This is a genomic window from Streptomyces sp. NPDC048516, assembly GCF_043199875.1.
Lineage (GTDB): Bacteria > Actinomycetota > Actinomycetes > Streptomycetales > Streptomycetaceae > Streptomyces.
Window position 1 is genome coordinate 102015 of record NZ_JBICWS010000018.1, and the last position, 15078, is coordinate 117092.

11 protein-coding genes are annotated in these 15078 nt (G+C 68.8%); 6 read left to right on the plus strand and 5 right to left on the minus strand.

Features of this window, described 5'->3' with window-relative positions:
- The first annotated feature begins 202 nt into the window (after window positions 1-202).
- A complete protein-coding gene (locus ACGFR7_RS29700; protein WP_393325172.1) occupies window positions 203-574 on the plus strand; it encodes a hypothetical protein in 372 nt (123 codons plus the stop codon).
- A gap of 165 nt (window positions 575-739) precedes the next feature.
- Entirely contained in the window at window positions 740-4006 is a 3267-nt protein-coding gene (locus ACGFR7_RS29705; RefSeq protein ID WP_393325174.1) for an ATP-binding protein, read from the plus strand.
- Here ACGFR7_RS29705 and ACGFR7_RS29710 read toward each other — a convergent pair.
- From ACGFR7_RS29710 to def, 3 genes are all read right to left on the minus strand, one after another.
- Window positions 3933-4724: an ABC transporter permease gene (locus ACGFR7_RS29710; protein ID WP_393325176.1), complete on the minus strand. Its 792-nt coding sequence runs from the start codon at window positions 4722-4724 to the stop codon at window positions 3933-3935. The two genes, ACGFR7_RS29705 and ACGFR7_RS29710, sit on opposite strands and share 74 nt — an antisense overlap.
- Entirely contained in the window at window positions 4721-5692 is a 972-nt protein-coding gene (locus ACGFR7_RS29715; RefSeq protein ID WP_393325177.1) for an ATP-binding cassette domain-containing protein, read from the minus strand. The genes ACGFR7_RS29710 and ACGFR7_RS29715 overlap by 4 nt, the downstream gene beginning before the upstream one ends.
- A 174-nt stretch (window positions 5693-5866) precedes the next feature.
- On the minus strand, window positions 5867-6529 hold the full coding sequence (gene def / locus ACGFR7_RS29720; protein WP_393325178.1) for a peptide deformylase: 663 nt from the start codon (window positions 6527-6529) through the stop codon (window positions 5867-5869).
- Between the two features lie 104 nt (window positions 6530-6633).
- Between def and ACGFR7_RS29725 the strand changes: the two genes are divergently transcribed.
- Window positions 6634-7209, plus strand: a complete 576-nt coding sequence (locus ACGFR7_RS29725; RefSeq protein WP_393325179.1) for a helix-turn-helix domain-containing protein — start codon at window positions 6634-6636, stop codon at window positions 7207-7209.
- A 132-nt stretch (window positions 7210-7341) separates the two neighbouring features.
- Here ACGFR7_RS29725 and ACGFR7_RS29730 read toward each other — a convergent pair whose 3' ends face one another.
- Together ACGFR7_RS29730 and dnaE are read right to left on the minus strand one after the other, a co-directional pair.
- Window positions 7342-7854 carry a GNAT family N-acetyltransferase gene (locus ACGFR7_RS29730; RefSeq protein WP_393325181.1) on the minus strand — a complete coding sequence of 171 codons (513 nt, stop codon included), beginning with the start codon at window positions 7852-7854 and terminating at the stop codon, window positions 7342-7344.
- 153 nt (window positions 7855-8007) lie between these two features.
- Window positions 8008-11616: a DNA polymerase III subunit alpha gene (gene dnaE, locus ACGFR7_RS29735; RefSeq protein ID WP_393325183.1), complete on the minus strand. Its 3609-nt coding sequence runs from the start codon at window positions 11614-11616 to the stop codon at window positions 8008-8010.
- 354 nt (window positions 11617-11970) lie between these two features.
- On the opposite strand from dnaE, the gene ACGFR7_RS29740 reads away from it, so the two are divergent.
- The 3 genes from ACGFR7_RS29740 (at window position 11971) to ACGFR7_RS29750 (ending at window position 14915) form a co-directional block, all read left to right on the plus strand.
- Entirely contained in the window at window positions 11971-12918 is a 948-nt protein-coding gene (locus ACGFR7_RS29740) for a LysR family transcriptional regulator (protein ID WP_393325185.1), read from the plus strand.
- A 741-nt stretch (window positions 12919-13659) separates the two neighbouring features.
- Entirely contained in the window at window positions 13660-14388 is a 729-nt protein-coding gene (locus ACGFR7_RS29745; RefSeq protein WP_393325187.1) for a class I SAM-dependent methyltransferase, read from the plus strand.
- Window positions 14385-14915, plus strand: coding sequence for a DedA family protein (locus ACGFR7_RS29750; protein ID WP_393325189.1), 531 nt, complete (start codon window positions 14385-14387; stop codon window positions 14913-14915). The genes ACGFR7_RS29745 and ACGFR7_RS29750 overlap by 4 nt, the downstream gene beginning before the upstream one ends.
- Window positions 14916-15078 lie beyond the last annotated feature (163 nt).

Below are 15078 nucleotides of genomic sequence, written 5' to 3' on the forward strand. Positions count from 1 at the left end.
CTGATCTGGGCGGCTTCATCCAGTGCAACCCCTCTGTCCGACTACGGTGTTGGTGGTGCATTCCACTGTGTTGACCGCACTATCGCTGCTACCGACGATTTTGAGTAGTGGGCCGCCCTCGGGAGAGGAGGCGACATCCGGTTGCCTGCTCCTTAGCTCCACAAGTAGCCGAACAGCTCTGAACCATCCTTGAGGACACGTCATGGGATCCAGCTTTTTCTTCAGCGCCGACCAGCCGAACGGTGCCTTCTGGCCATTCTCCACCGGTCAACTGGCCGACGCCGTAACCCGCTTGTGGCCCGGCAGCACCACGGGAGGCGGACGCGCCGGTGCCCTTGAGATGGATATTCACGTCAATGGCCGGACACTGACCTTCGCATGGGACGTCGCGCACCAGGTCCTGAGCTTCCCCGACCAGGAGCCCCTCGCCGAACCCGCTCGAATCGTGCACCGGCTGCTACGCGAGCTTGCACCCGACGTCCCCGCCGTCTGGTGGACCGAGTACGACGCGACGCCGGAACCGGTCGACCTGTCGCCCGATCCTGAGATATTCCTTCGCGAGTTCGTCGGCTGACGCGCACCCGGAGCCACGTGTCCGGTCCACTGCAGAAGTCCATCCCACAGCACAGAAGTCCAGCCCACAGCACAGAAGTCCAGTCCGCGTCGGAAGTCCAGCGCGCGTCAGGAGCCCGGCCCGCGGTGGGAGTGCGGGCGCCGGAGCGTTGGCTAATCTGCACGAGTGACCCCCGACCTGACCCTGCTGCCGCGTGTCGCCTATCGCGGAGCGGAGGTCACCGCGCCCCGGCTCCGTGACCTCCTCGCGCTGCTCGCGGGCGACTTGCGTACGGGCTGCAGCACCGAACGGCTGGTGGAAGGGCTGTGGCCGGACGCGTTGCCGGAGCGGCCGGGAAAGGCGGTGCAGGTCCTGGTGTCCAGGGCGCGGGCCCAGCTGGGCGCCGGCGTCCTCGTCAGCACGCCGCGCGGATACCGGCTCGCCCTCGCCGACGATCAGGTCGACAGCTCCGCCCTGCTGCTGCACGCCGCCGCCAGTACGGACCGGGCCAGGGCAGGAGACCACGCAGGATCGCTGACAGCGGCCGAGGCCGGACTCGCGCTGTGGGAGGGCACCTCTGACGGGGACGCCGGCACCGAAGACCCCATAGCCGCGTTGCGCGCCGAGTGTGTCCGCGTCCGCGGCACACTCGTCCGCGCGCGGGCGCTCGCGCTCGCCCGTCTGGGGCGGCACGCGGAGGCGGCCGGACCGCTGGCCATCGCCGCCTCGGAGCATCCGCGCGACGAGGAGTTGCTTGCCGAGCTGCTGCGCGGTGAGGCGGCGACGGCGGGCCCGGCCGCCGCGCTGACACGGTACGAGGCGTACCGCCGTGAGCTGCGCGACGAGCTCGGCACGGGCCCGGGCGCCCGGCTCAAGGCCGTACAGCAGGAGCTGTTGCGCGGTGAGGCACCTGTGGTCAGGCACGGCGTGCCGCACGAGCCGAACCCGCTGCTGGGGCGGGACGAGGACATTGCGGCGGTGGCGCGGCTGCTGCGCGCCTCCCGCGCGGTCACCGTCGTCGGCCCCGGCGGTCTCGGCAAGACCCGGCTCGCGTACGCCGTGAGCCGCCGGGCCGAGCAGCGCGTGGTGTATGTCGTGCCGCTCGCCGGCGTCACCGCGGACGAAGACGTGGCCGCGGAGGTGGCCTCCGCGCTCGGTGCGGGGGAGGGGCGGCACGGCGCCGTGAGCGGTCACGCCTCGGCCGACCCGCTGACCGGCATCCTGGGTGTGCTCGGCTCCGCGCCCGCTCTGCTGGTGCTGGACAACTGCGAGCAGGTCATCAGGGGCGCCGCTGCCCTCGTACAGGACCTGGTCTCGTCCTCGGAGGACCTGCGGGTGCTCGCCACCAGCAGGGCCCCGCTGGGCCTCACCTCGGAGGCGGTGTACGCGCTGCCGGAGCTCGGCCTCGACACCTCGGTCGAACTGTTCGCGCAGCGGGCCCGGGCCGCCCGGACCGGCGTGGAGCTGCCGTCGGATGCGGTGGCCGGGCTGTGCCGCCAGCTTGACGGGCTGCCACTCGCCGTGGAGTTGGCCGCGGCGCGGGTGCGGGTGCTGTCGGTGCCGGAGATCGCCCGCCGCCTCGGCGACCGGTTCGCGCTGCTGCGCGGCGGGGCGCGGGACGTGCCGGAGCGCCACCGCACGCTGTACGCGGTCGTGGAGTGGAGCTGGAACCTGCTCGCCACGGACGCCAGGGCGGCGCTGCGCACGCTGTCGGTCTTCCCCGGCGGCTTCTCGGGCGAAGCGGCGGAAGAGGTGCTGGGCGGGGAGGCGCTGTTGCTGCTGGAGCAGTTGGCCGGTCAGTCGCTGCTCACCGTCGCCGACACCCCGGCGGGCGTGCGGTACCGGATGCTGGAGACCGTAAGGGAGTTCAGCGCGGCCCGGCGCGCGGAGGCGGGCGGGGAAGAGGAGGCCGTCGGTCGACTCCTCGCCTGGGCGAGGGACTTCGGGGTTACGTACCACGACGTACTCCTCGGCTCGGAACCTGAGCCTGCCCCGAACTCGCGGCTCCTTCCCCCGGCTGCCGGCTCCACCCGGGCAGGGGAGACCTCATTACCCAGGGAAGATCCCCTTGCCGCCCGGGATCGGATCAGGGCCGAGCAGGACAATCTCGTGACGGCCCTGCGGTACGCCCTGGCCCGTACGGATGGCCCCACCACCGCCGCCGTCACCGCCGTCCTCGCGGTCTTGTGGCTGAGCGACTCCAACTATCCCCGCCTCGTCGCCCTCGCGGCCGACACCGGCCCGCCGCTGTCGCACTACCGTCCCGAGCCGGCCTACGTCGAAGTCGCCCGTGCCGCCGCGGTGTTGTGCACGGCGAGCCTGTTCATGAACTACAGCCCGCAGGGCGCCCGTCAGCTCGTCACCCTCCGGCGGCTGCCCCCGGCCCCGCCGGACACGCTGCTGCGCGCCGCCGCTGTCGTGCTGAGCGCGGTCCCCGAGATGCTGCCTCCCGGCTACGAAGTGCTGCACAGGCTCTGCGACAGCGAGCAGCCGCTGGTCGCCGGCATCGCGGAGTGCGTCGCCACCTATCTCTGGGAGTACGAGCACGACATCGACCGCGCGCTCGCCGCGGCCCGCCGGATGACCGCCGTACTGGCAGCGGTCGACAGCCCGTCCCTGCGGGTCGTGGGCCACTCTCGGCTGAGCGAGCTGTGCTTGAAAACGGAGCAGGGCGAGGCCGCGTACGCATCCCTCAAGGCGGCACTCGAGGCGCTACCGCGGTTCGGCGACGCGCACGACCACATCGGCATCCGCTGGGGCCTCGCCCTTGCCTGCCTGCAGCGTGGCGACCTCGACGAGGCCGGGTACTGGCTGCGGCAGGCGGAGGGTGACGGCACTCCGCAGCAGGACACCTTCTACAGTCCCGATCTCGGCGTGCGCGCCGAGATCGCGCTCGCCCACGGGCTGCCGGAAGCCGGACTCGGCCTGTGGCGCAGCGCCCTGGAGCGGATGCCCAGGGAGGGCTCGATGTACGGCGGCGACCCCTGGCTCGACCCGTGGGCGCTGCAGATCCAGTCGGCGGCGGTGACTGCCCATGCCTACGCCGGCCGTCTCGACCTCGTCGCGGAGACGGTCGGCCGGCTGCGGAAGCGGCTGCGGACGCTGCTCTCCGGCCCGTCCCGCTCGCCCATGGAGCTCCCTGTCTTCGGGACCGTACTGCACGGGCTGGGCGTGGCGGGGCTCGTGTCCGGCGACGCCTGTGCCGTACGGATGGTCGCGCTGGCCGAACGGCTGTGGGTGCTGCGCGAGTTCCAGCCGACGATGTCGGCGGCCCGTGCCCGGCAGGCGGCCGGGGAAGCCGGCCGGGCGGCGTACGCCGACGCGGTGGCGGAGTACGCCGCCCTGGGGCGGGACGACCTGCGGGAGGCAGCCCGTGCGCTCATTTCGGGTCGCGGTGGAACAGCGACGTCGACCAGCCGTACCCGAACGCGGCCAGACCCAGGCACCAAATGATCGCGATCCACCAGTTGTTGCCGATCTCGCTGCCGAGCAGCAGGCCGCGCAGCGTCTCGATGGCCGGCGTGAACGGCTGGTACGCGGCGATCGGCTGGAACCAGCCCGGCATCGCGCCGACCGGGACGAAGGCGCTCGAGAGGAACGGAAGGACGATGAGCGGCAGTGCGTTGTTGCTGGCCGCCTCGGCGTTGGGGCTGGCCAGGCCCATCCCGACAGCGAGCCAGGTGAGAGCCATGGCGACCAGCACGAGCAGCCCGAACGCCGCCAGCCACTCCAAGGCCGTGGCGTGCGCGGACCGGAAGCCGATGGCCACGGCGACGGCGCCGACCAGAACCACACTGATGACCGCCTGCAGCACGCTGCCGATCACATGCCCGATGAGCACCGACCCGCGGTGGATCGCCATCGTACGGAAGCGGGCGATGATGCCCTGGGTCATGTCCATGGACACGGACACCGCGGTCCCGGCCGGGGTGGCGCCGATGGTCATCATCAGAATGCCCGGGACGAGATAGGCGAGGTACGCGGAGCGGTCGGCGCCGCCGCCACCGAGGCCCGCACTCATCACGTCGCCGAAGACATAGACGAAGAGCAGCAGCAGGACGACCGGCGTCAGCAGGATGTTCAGGGTGAGGGACGGGTAGCGCCGTGCGTGCAGGAGGTTGCGGCGCAGCATCGTGGACGAGTCGCGTATGGCGAGGAACAGGGAGCTCATCGGACGGCCTCCTTGGGCTGGTTGGGGATGCCGGTGCCGCTGGTCAGGGCGAAGAACACGTCGTCGAGGCCAGGGGTGCGCACGGTCAGCTCGTCCGCCTCCACACCGGCGGAGTCCAGCCGGTCGAGGAGGGCGCGCAGCTCGCGCTGGCTGCCGTCGCAGGGGATCTGCAGCGCGAGGGATTCGTCGTCGCGGGGCACCTGGCGCAGCGCGACCGCTGCGGACCGGTACGCGACCGGGTCGGTGAACCGCAGCCGCACGTGCCCGCCCGGGACGAGCCGCTTCAGCTCGTCGGCGCTCCCCTCGGCGGCGATCCTGCCGTCGCTCAGCACCGCGATGCGATCGGCGAGCTCGTCGGCCTCCGCCAGATACTGGGTGGTGAGGAAGACGGTGACGCCGCCGGAGACCAGCTCGCGGATGATGCCCCACATGGTGTGACGGCTGCGGGGGTCGAGGCCGGTGGTGGGCTCGTCGAGGAAGATGATCCGCGGGCTGCCGACCAGCGTCATGGCGATGTCGAGGCGGCGCTTCATGCCGCCGGAGTAGGTGGCGGCGGGTTTCTTCGCGGCCTCCACCAGGTCGAAGCGCTCCAGCAGTTCGGCGGCGGTGCGGCGGCCCTCGCGGCGGGAGAGGTGGTGCAGGTCCGCCATGAGGAGCATGTTCTCCTCGCCGGTGATCAGGCCGTCGACGGCGGAGAACTGCCCGGTGACGCCGATCGCGGCCCGCACGGCCTGTGGGTCGGCGGCCAGGTCGTGGCCGCCGACGTGCAGATCGCCGGCTTCGGCGGTGACGAGGGTGGAGAGGATCTTGACGGCGGTGGTCTTGCCGGCGCCGTTCGGGCCGAGCAGGGAGAAGATGGTGCCGGCCGGCACCGCCAGGTCGATGCCGTCGAGGACCCTCTTGTCCCCGTAGGCCTTGCGCAGCCCCTTGGCCGCGATGGCGAGTGAGCGCGATGTCGGTGTCGTCATGCCGCAGAGATTGCGGCAGGGCGCATTCAGCGCGGTTTCAGTGGGGTTTCAGCGCCCTGGAACCGGGGCGCCGCGGACAGCCCCTACAAGCCCCTACAGCTACAACCCCCTACAGCCCCTACAGCCCCTATAACCCCTTCCGGTGACGGCGGTCGCGCCCGGCTGTCCGTTGGCTCACCGGCCCAGGCCGGCGGCTTTGACCTCGCGTTGGGCGAGGACATCCGCGCAGCGGTCGTCCATCTGCCGCAGTGCGTCGCGGCGGTCCCGTCGGGAGAGCCGGTCGAGATAGGTGTGCCCGAGGAGGTGATCACTCTCGTGCTGCAGACACCGGGCGAAATACCCCGTCCCCTCGATCACGAGGGGAGCGCCGTCCTTGTCGAATCCACGCACGACGGCACGATCGGTCCGCGGGACCGCCATGGCGGCACCGGGTACTGACAGGCATCCTTCGAAGTCGTCGACGAGTCGGCGGTGGCCGGCCTCGGGCTGGTCGAGAACGGGGTTGACGAGGTGGCCGACATGCCGGACCCCGTAGTCGTCCGGGCAGTCATACACGAACAGCCGGAGGTCGACACCGACCTGATTGGCAGCCAGGCCGGCACCATCTGCGACCCACATGGTCAGGAACATGTCGTCGATCAGCGCCGACAGCTCGGCGGTGCCGAACTCGGTCACCTCACGGCATCGACGGTTGAGGATTTCCTCGCCCACCACCGTGATCCGGCGTACCGAGCCCCGGCCGGCTTCCGGAGGCAGAGCCGGATAGGAGCCGACCGGCTCGCCCTGGACACGGACTCGCCGGTCGGTGGCGCGAGGTTGCTCGTGAGGAATGGGCATCGTGGTTCTTCCTTCGGTTGGGGCAAGGCGGCATCGACGGGGCCGAAGTTCGCGCGGAGTACGGGCAGTTGCGAATTGCTTTGCAAAGTAGCAGACTTTGCAAAGTGACTGAAGAACACGTCGACCGCCCGCCCGGCCTGCCCTCCACGGCCGGTTCTGGATTGCGTGAGCACGAGGTCCGCACGGCCCTGCTCGACCTGCTTGCCGAGGTCGGCGCCGTCACGGCGACCGAAGCGGCCGCCCGGCTGGGCTACAGCTCCGGGCTCTGCTCATTCCACCTACGGCAGCTCGCCCGCCACGGCTACATCGAAGAAGCCCCTCACAGGGGAGGCCGCGCACGTCCTTGGCGTCTGCGGCGGCCGGCAGCCGCGTCCGACCCGTCCGCGGAGGATTTCGGCGACCTCGCCCGCGGTCTGGAGGACGAGAGCTGGCAGCACTGGCTCGACCAACGAGAACAGGCGCCGGCCGAGTGGCGCCGCGACGAAGCGTTCAGTGCGGTCGCCTATCTGACACCCGAGGAGATGAGCCGGATGGCAGCGGTGATCCGAGGGGCACTTGCCCCCTACCAGGACCGTGACCACCGGCCTCTGGCCCGCCCCGAGGGGTCCCGGCCGGTTGCCCTTATCTCCAGGCTGTTCCCGCTGCTTCCCCACCTGACGGACGACGCAGCCGAGGGCTGAGAAAACGAGGGCCGAGCAGCTGAGGGCTGAGCAGCCGAGGGCTGAGAAGCTGAGGTCCGTCCGCGGGTCGCGCGGGCTTGTGGCCCCGCACTGTTGCCCGGCCTGGGACGGGGCGGGCGCCGAACCCGAAAGTCAGAGCGGCTGATCCAGATGCACGGTCGTGGGGCGGAAGCCCGCAGCTTCGTAGAACTCACGAGCGCCCGCATTGAAGTGCCAGACGTCCGTGACGAGACGTCGGCAGCCTGCCGCGCGTCCCACTTCACGTACGGCTTCGAGCAGTGCTGCGCCGGCACCACTCCGGGTGGCATCGGGAACCACGGCGATCTGATCCAGCGTCACGATGACCTCTGAGTGCGTCAGAGCAGTGCCGGGGCGGTTTCTGACTCGGGCGAGGGCGTATCCGAGGGCTTTGCCTTCCGCCCCGTCGGCAAGGAGCACGGTGCTTGAGGGATCGGCGACCCGAGTGCGGAAGAAGGCCTCGACGGCATCCGCCTCCGGGGAGGCGACGAACAAGTCGGGACGGTGTCGTGTGTGCAGGTCATGGACGATGTGGTTCAGGGTTACCAGCTGGGCAACATCGCCTGGAGAAGCGGTGCGAATCCGGATCACGTTGCCATCCTGGCCGGTCGATGTCGTCGCTGCCACACATTTCGGGGCCCGGGCGCCCAGGCACCCGGACACGCCCCGAGAAGCCCACCAGGGCCGGTTGAACGACCCTTGGTGGTGCAGCCCGTCATGAACGGGCACAGGCTTGCCCAACGCCTCACGATGCAAGGGCACCCTCGCCGGCCCCCGGCATCATGCCGGGCCCGCCCACGCCTCGGCTCCGAACGTGCCTTTCACGTCGGAAGCGATGGTGGTGGCGTCCACCATGGCCTGCAGGGCGTACACGGTCGTCTTGCGTGAGCCGCGGACGCTGAGGTGGACCGGGGTGTCGCCCGGGTGGTCCCCAAGGATGCGCTTCAGTTCCCTGACGGACTGTTCGGTGATCCGGTGGGCGGGGAGGGCGAGCCGCACGGGGGGTTTCCCGCCGTGCTCGGCGGAGGACACGTCCAGTACCGCGAGTTCTCTGCCGAAGACGTTCACGGTCCCGTCCCGGTCCTCCAGTTTGCCCTTGACGGAGATGACGTCGTCCTCGGCCAGCGTGTGTTGCACGAGCTGGTAGGCGGCGGGGAAGAAGAGCACTTCGATGCCGGCATCACGGTCCGCGAGGTGCACGATGGCCCAGGCGTTGCCCTGTTTCGTCATCTTGAGCTGGATGCCGGTGATCAGCCCGGAGAGCCGCACTTCCCCGGTGGTGCGGCCGGAGGCGAGCAGTTCGGCGATGGAGCAGTCCCGGGCGCCGGAGAGGATGTGCTCGGCGCCGTCCAGGGGGTGGGCGGAGACGTAGAGGCCGAGCATGTCGCGTTCGGCCGCCAGGAGCTGTCTGCGGGGCCACTCCGTCCCGTCGATGGGGAAGTCGAGGCCGAAGGCCGGTCCGCCGCCGCCTTCACCGTCCCCTTCGCCGCCCAGGCCTGCGAAGAGATCGTCCTGTCCGAAGCTCGCCGCCTTCTTCACGGGAATGAGCGCGTCGATGGCGGCCTCGTGGACAGCAGTGAGGCCCTTGCGGGAATGCTCCAGGGAATCGAAGGTGCCTGCCTTGATCAGGGACTCCACAGCTCGTTTGTTCAGCGCGGGCAGGTCGGCCTTGTCGAGGAAGTCGGAGAAGGAGGTGAATTTCCCCCTCCGGCGGCGGGCATCGACGATGGCCTCGATGACGTGGTCGCCGACGTTGCGCACGGACCGCAGCCCGAACCGTACGTCGTCACCTACGGCGGTGAACTCGGCGACGGACTCGTTCACGTCGGGCTGGAGAACCCGGACGCCGTTCTTGCGGGCATCGGCGAGGTAGATCGCGGCCTTGTCCTTGTCGTCCCCGACCGAGGTGAGCAGGGCGGCCATGTACTCGGCCGGGTAGTTGGCCTTGAGGTAGGCGGTCCAGTACGAGACGAGGCCGTAGCCGGCGGTGTGGGACTTGTTGAACGCGTAGCCGGAGAACGGGAGCATGACGTCCCACAGGGCCTTGACCGCTTCCTCGCCGTACCCGTTGCCCCGCATTCCGTCGTGGAACTTGTCCCACTCCGCGGCCAGCACCTCCGGTTTCTTCTTGCCCATCGCACGGCGCAGCAGGTCGGCGCCACCGAGGGTGTACCCGGCCAGTTCCCGGGCGATGGCCATGATCTGCTCCTGGTAGACGAGCAGATGGAAGGTGTTGCCGAGGATCGGCTCCAAGGCGTCGCGCAGCTCGGGGTGGATCGGGGTGATCTCCTGGCGGCCGGTCTTGCGGTGCGCGTAGTGGGTGTGCGCGTTGGCCGCCATGGGGCCGGGCCGGTAGAGGGCGTTGACCGCGGCGATGTCCTCGAACCGGGTGGGTTCCATCTGCTTGAGCAGCACGCGCATGCCGCCACCGTCGAGCTGGAAGACACCGAACGTGTTGCCTTCGGCCAGCAGCCGGTAGGTCTTGGCGTCGTCCAGCGGGATCACGACGGTGGACGGGTCGCCGTCCAGGGGATCCACGGTGGCCAGGCTGATGCCCCGGTTCTCGCGGATGTTCGCGATCGCCTGGTCGATGACACCCAGGTTCCGCAGTCCCAGGAAGTCCATCTTGATCAGACCCATGTCTTCGCAGGACGGGTAGTCGAAGCCAGTGATCTTCACACCGTCCGAGGCCCGCATGTGCAGCGGGATGCGGTCGGTGAGCTTCGTCTTGGAGAGGATTACCGCCGCGGCGTGCACACCGGTACCGCGGGTGAGGCCTTCCACGCCGCGGGCGGTATCGATGACCCGCTTCACCTCCTGCTCGCTGTCGTACATCTGCCGGATCTCGCCGGCCTCGCCATACCGCTCGTGGGAGGAGTCGAAGACGGCGGCCAGCGGGGCGGACTTGCCGTTCTGGTCCGGCGGGAGCGCCTTGGTGATCCGCTCGCCATGGGCATAGGGGTAGCCGAGGATGCGCGAGGAGTCCTTGATCGCGTTCTTGGCCTTGATCTTGCCGAACGTGTTCACCATGGCGGTGTACTCCTCGCCGTACTTCTCGGTCACGTAGCGGACCATCCGGTCGCGCTGACGGTCGTCGAAATCGAGGTCCACATCCGGCGGGTTGATGCGCTCGGGGTTCAAGAACCGCTCGAACAGCAGGCCGTGTTCCAGGGGGCACAGCTCGGTGATGCGGGTGGCGTAGGCGACGAGGGAGCCGGTTGCCGAACCCCGGCCCGGACCGAGCGGGATCTTGTTCTCCCGGGCGTGGCGGCAGATGTCCGCCACGACGAGGAAGTAGGAGCTGAAGCCCATGGGGCCGATGACCGACATCTCGGTCTCGAAGCGGTCCACGATGCGCTGGGGGACCGGGTTCCCGTAGCGCATCGCCAGCCCCCGGAGGACTTCCTTGCGCAGCCACGACTCCTGCGTTTCGTCCGCGGGCACGTCCGGGAATTGCGGCATCTCGTCGACATGGTCGAAGACCTCGTCATAGGGCTCGATGCGCTCGGCGATCAGCAGGGTGTTGTCACACGCTTCCGGAAGCTCCGAGAACAGCTTGCGCATCTCAGCGGCTGTCTTGAGGTAATAGCCCGAGCCGTTGAAACGAAAGCGGCCCGGGTCGTCCTTGTTCTTGCCGACACCGATGCACAGCAGGCTGTCGTGGGCGTCGGCCTGATCCTCGGTGACATAGTGCGCGTCATTGGTGGCCAGAAGGGGAATATTCAGTTCCCCGGCCAGACGCAGCAGGCCCTCACGGACCTCACGTTCGATGTCCAGGCCGTGGTCCATCAGCTCCAGGAAGTAGTTCTCGCGGCCGAAGATCTCCTGGTAGGCCGCGGCGGCAGCCTTCGCCTCGTCATACTGGCTCAGCCGCAGGCGGGTCTGGACCTCGCCGGAGGGGCAGCCGGTGGTGGCGATGACTCCGTCCGGCCGCTGCGCGATCAACTCGCGGTCCATGCGCGGCTTTCCGGCGGGGAACTGACCCTCATAGCTGGCCTGCGTGCTGAGCCAGAACAGATTCCGCAGGCCCTGGGCGTTCCGCGCCCACATCGTCATGTGAGTGAAGCGGCCGCCACCGGAGATGTCCTTCGACCCCTCACCGTCCGCGCTCGTGGTGCGACGCCCTCCCGGCCTCCAGAACTCCTGCTTCCGTACGAAACGAGAGGAGGGCGCCACGTACGCCTCGATGCCGATGATCGGCCTGATCCCCTCGAAGCCCTTCGCGACCTGCGCGAACTCGTAGGCGCCGAACATGTTGCCGTGGTCGCTCATGGCGATGGCGGGCATCTCCTGCCGGGCCACCTCGGCGAACATCGGCCGCAACTTCTGTGCGCCGTCCAGCATGGAGTATTCGGTGTGATTGTGCAGGTGAACGAAGGAATCAGGCATGGGTGGGTCGCCTCCGGGGTGAGTAGGAAGCCCCATCCCGGCCCGAGGCGCGATGGTGGCTTTGTCGGTGGCCGACCGCACCGGCAGCGGCAGCGGGGCGGACGGCTCGACCCGTCACGGTGCGGTCGCGCCGACGGGACGGCCCAGGGGCCGAACCGCCCGCGCACGCCATCCGTACGAGCCCTTGACGTGCAGGTCCGCAGCCGCCCGGCAACCGGGCAGCACGCCTCCTGTCGCGCTGTCTGCGAAACCACACGTTGACAAGAGACATCAAAGCGAGCCCGGTGTACCGGAATCAAACAACCATTTCATCGACTGGGATCAACGATTGGTTGTCCACCTAGAATGGTCGGCGTGGACCTCATCGCCGTGCGCACCTTCGTCACCGCCGTGGACGCGGGACAATTCCAAGAAGCCGCCGCCAGCTTGTCGATCACCCCGCAGGCCGTCTCCAAGCGCATCGCCGTGCTGGAGAAGGACCTCGGTGTGCAGCTGTTCAGCCGTACGGCCCGCGGAGCCCGGCTGACCATCGACGGGCAGGCGTTCCTGCCGTACGCCCGGACCCTCCTCCAAGCCGAGGAACGGGCAGCCGCTTCCGTACGGCCAGGGCGCCGGGCGTTGCGCGTCGACGTGATCGGCCGCCGGCTCTCTGTGGCGGGTCTGCTGCGCGACTTCCACCGTGCGCATCCAGGGACCGATCTTGATGTCGTGACCCTCTTCGACTCCGATACGGCCATCGCCGCCCTCCGTGCCGGGGTGATCGACGCGACGTTCCGCGCCGTGACCATGCCGGGCCGGCAGCTCCCTGACGGAATCGAGGCCACTCCGGTCTTTGACGAGCCGCTCCAGCTGTTCATTGGACCGGGCCACGAGTTCGCCGGCGCCCGCGCGATCGCTCCCGCACAGCTCGCCGGACGCCGCATCTGGATGCCCGGCAACCTGCCCGGCACCGAATGGGCCGCCTACTATGACGAACTCGCCGCCACATTCGGTCTCACCATCGACTCGATCGGCCCCAACTTCGGCATCGAGCATCTTCTCGACACGATCGCCGACTCCTCGACGCTGGCGACCTTCGTCAGCGAGCAGACTCCGCTGGTCTGGCCTGCCGGCCACGACTTGCGGCGCGTCCCCCTGCACGACCCGACCCCGGTCTACCCGCACTCACTGATCTGGCGTACCGACAACCCGCACCCCGCCCTCTTCGCACTGCGTGACCACCTCGTCTCCGCATACCCCGGCCGTCCCGGCAACGGAACTTGGACACCCAAGTGGTCCCAGTGCGCCACACCGCCCAGCTAGCAAGTGCCGTGTGACCGTGCGCCGTTGCCGGTCCGTGTGCACGGCCGGCCAGATGGAGACGCGCCGTCAGTTGCCGTATGTCTCCGGGCAGATGGACGCACTCCGCCCTGGAAGTGCTGGGCGATAGCGTCGATCGTCTCCGGCGACCAGCCGTTCCGGGTGATCCCGTAGCTCTCAGGGTGGGTGGCCGTCCGTCCAGAGAATGACGCGGGGGACAGGGGTGGCACTTCAGGACAGTCCGGGTTGGGGCCCTGTGGGGGAGGACGGCACTGACCTGTGTATTCGAGGATGGGGACATCGAAGCCGCCGCCATTTCTCCAGGAGCCAGGAGTTCGCATGCCCCCACGGCAGCCATACCGGGTGCCCCGTGCTTCCCCGATATCCCCCTCAATCCACCGTGAGTTCCCCGCCGACGCCATGGCCGACCTGACCTCTACATCCTGGCGCGCTGGCTGCACCGACGACGACACAGAACTACGGCCGGTGTTGCGGGAACTCGCAGTCGACCGCCGGTCGCGCACCCCGGCCTGCACACCCGCCGCCTGACGAATTCCGCATGAGCACGCCACGCCTCCAGAGCGCCCCCAGACCACGCCCTGTCGGCCAGCCGGAGATGAAGTGCTTTGCCGATCAAGAAAGAACACGAACGCCGATTGCCATCAAGACCCGTTCTTCTTGCCCTCACAACGGCGATTTGACACACACGGTCGCCTCGCATCCTCTCAGGAATTTCCTTTCCTAATGAATGAAAACACCACGCACCGTCATGCCCGGGCTCAGCGCGCGACCGAAGGCTGGGCCTTCTTTGTCGAATCGATACGGAATCATCGCACGGTCGGTTCGATCGCCCCCAGCAGCAAGTCGCTTGCCGGGCTGCTGGCTGACCCCTTACGGGAACGAGCGCCGCAAATCTCGAACGTCCTGGAAGTAGGCGCGGGTACCGGCTCGGTCACACGGGTCCTGCTTCCCCGGATGTCTCGGGGAAGCCGCCTGGACATCGTGGAAGCCAACGCCCATTTTGCCGCGCACCTGCGCCGTCTGGTCCGCGGCTACCCGAACCTGCCGGCAGAGCAGGAGCAAGTGCGCGTCCATAACGTGTATGTCGAACAGCTCACCACCGACCGCCGCTATGACGTCATCGTCTCCGGCCTGCCGTTCTCCAATTTCTCCCCCCGGCAGGTTGAGGAGATCATGGGGCACTACTTTCATCTGCTCCGCCCCGGTGGAACTCTCACCTACTTTTCTTATTGCGGCAGTCGCTGGGTCCGTACCTTTCTGACTTCCCGCCCGGAGGCCCGCCGCCAACGCGACGTCAAAGATCTGCTGAACCAGTATCACCACCGTTACGCGACCGGCTGCTGGACCGTATGGGGAAATCTGCCACCCGCGCAGGTGTGGCAACTGCGCCGGCCTCTCGATGCTGTCAGCGCCTCCGGCGCATTGACCGCCCAGCCGGACAGAACGCGATGAATTCCTTCCCCGGTCTGCTCGGGCAGATTCCGCCTGCCGGCGCTTACACGGTGCTGGCGGCGGCTATCATCGCGGAGTCCATTTTGCTGGTGGGGGCCGTCATCCCCACTCTCGCGCTCATGCTCACCGCGGGAGCCTTGGCCCGTACCGGCAGCATGAACCTGTGGTGGATCATCGCGGTCGCCGCCGGCGCTGTCATGATCGGGGACGCGCTCGGTCATCGAACCGGTCACCTGCTGGGCAATCGCCTCCGTACCGGGAAGCTCGGCCGCCGCATTCCTGCTTCGGCGTGGCAGCGAGCCGAAACCCTGATGAACAAGCGCGCCGGCCAAATCCTCCTGATCTTTCGCTTTGTGCCCGTGATGCGGACCCTCGCCCCGCACCTGGCCGGCGTCGTCGGCCTGCCGTACCGCCAAATCGCCCCGTACAGTGCTCTGGCCTCGGTCGCGTGGGCGAGCGCGGAAAGCGGCGCGGGCTACACAGCGGCCTTCTCCCTGCAGCACATCTCCGCGATCGGAGGCCCGTAGCCGGTCAGAGCCACCTCGATGGTCCTCGGGCGCCTGCCTGTGCGGACGCAGGTGCGGATGCCTATGCGGACGCAGGGCGGACGCCGGTACCGGAGAAGGCAGGTCGCACTCAGCCCGATCAAGCACAGCCAGGGTGGCAGGCGTGAACCTGGTGGCCGGAGCC

Coding starts and splice junctions, on each gene's coding strand:
- ACGFR7_RS29715 (WP_393325177.1), bottom strand. CDS start 5,692: ATGACGACACCGACATCGCGCTCACTCGCCATCGCGGCCAAGGGGCTG.
- ACGFR7_RS29745 (WP_393325187.1), top strand. CDS start 13,660: ATGAATGAAAACACCACGCACCGTCATGCCCGGGCTCAGCGCGCGACC.
- ACGFR7_RS29710 (WP_393325176.1), bottom strand. CDS start 4,724: ATGAGCTCCCTGTTCCTCGCCATACGCGACTCGTCCACGATGCTGCGC.
- def (WP_393325178.1), bottom strand. CDS start 6,529: ATGCCCATTCCTCACGAGCAACCTCGCGCCACCGACCGGCGAGTCCGT.
- ACGFR7_RS29700 (WP_393325172.1), top strand. CDS start 203: ATGGGATCCAGCTTTTTCTTCAGCGCCGACCAGCCGAACGGTGCCTTC.
- ACGFR7_RS29750 (WP_393325189.1), top strand. CDS start 14,385: ATGAATTCCTTCCCCGGTCTGCTCGGGCAGATTCCGCCTGCCGGCGCT.
- dnaE (WP_393325183.1), bottom strand. CDS start 11,616: ATGCCTGATTCCTTCGTTCACCTGCACAATCACACCGAATACTCCATG.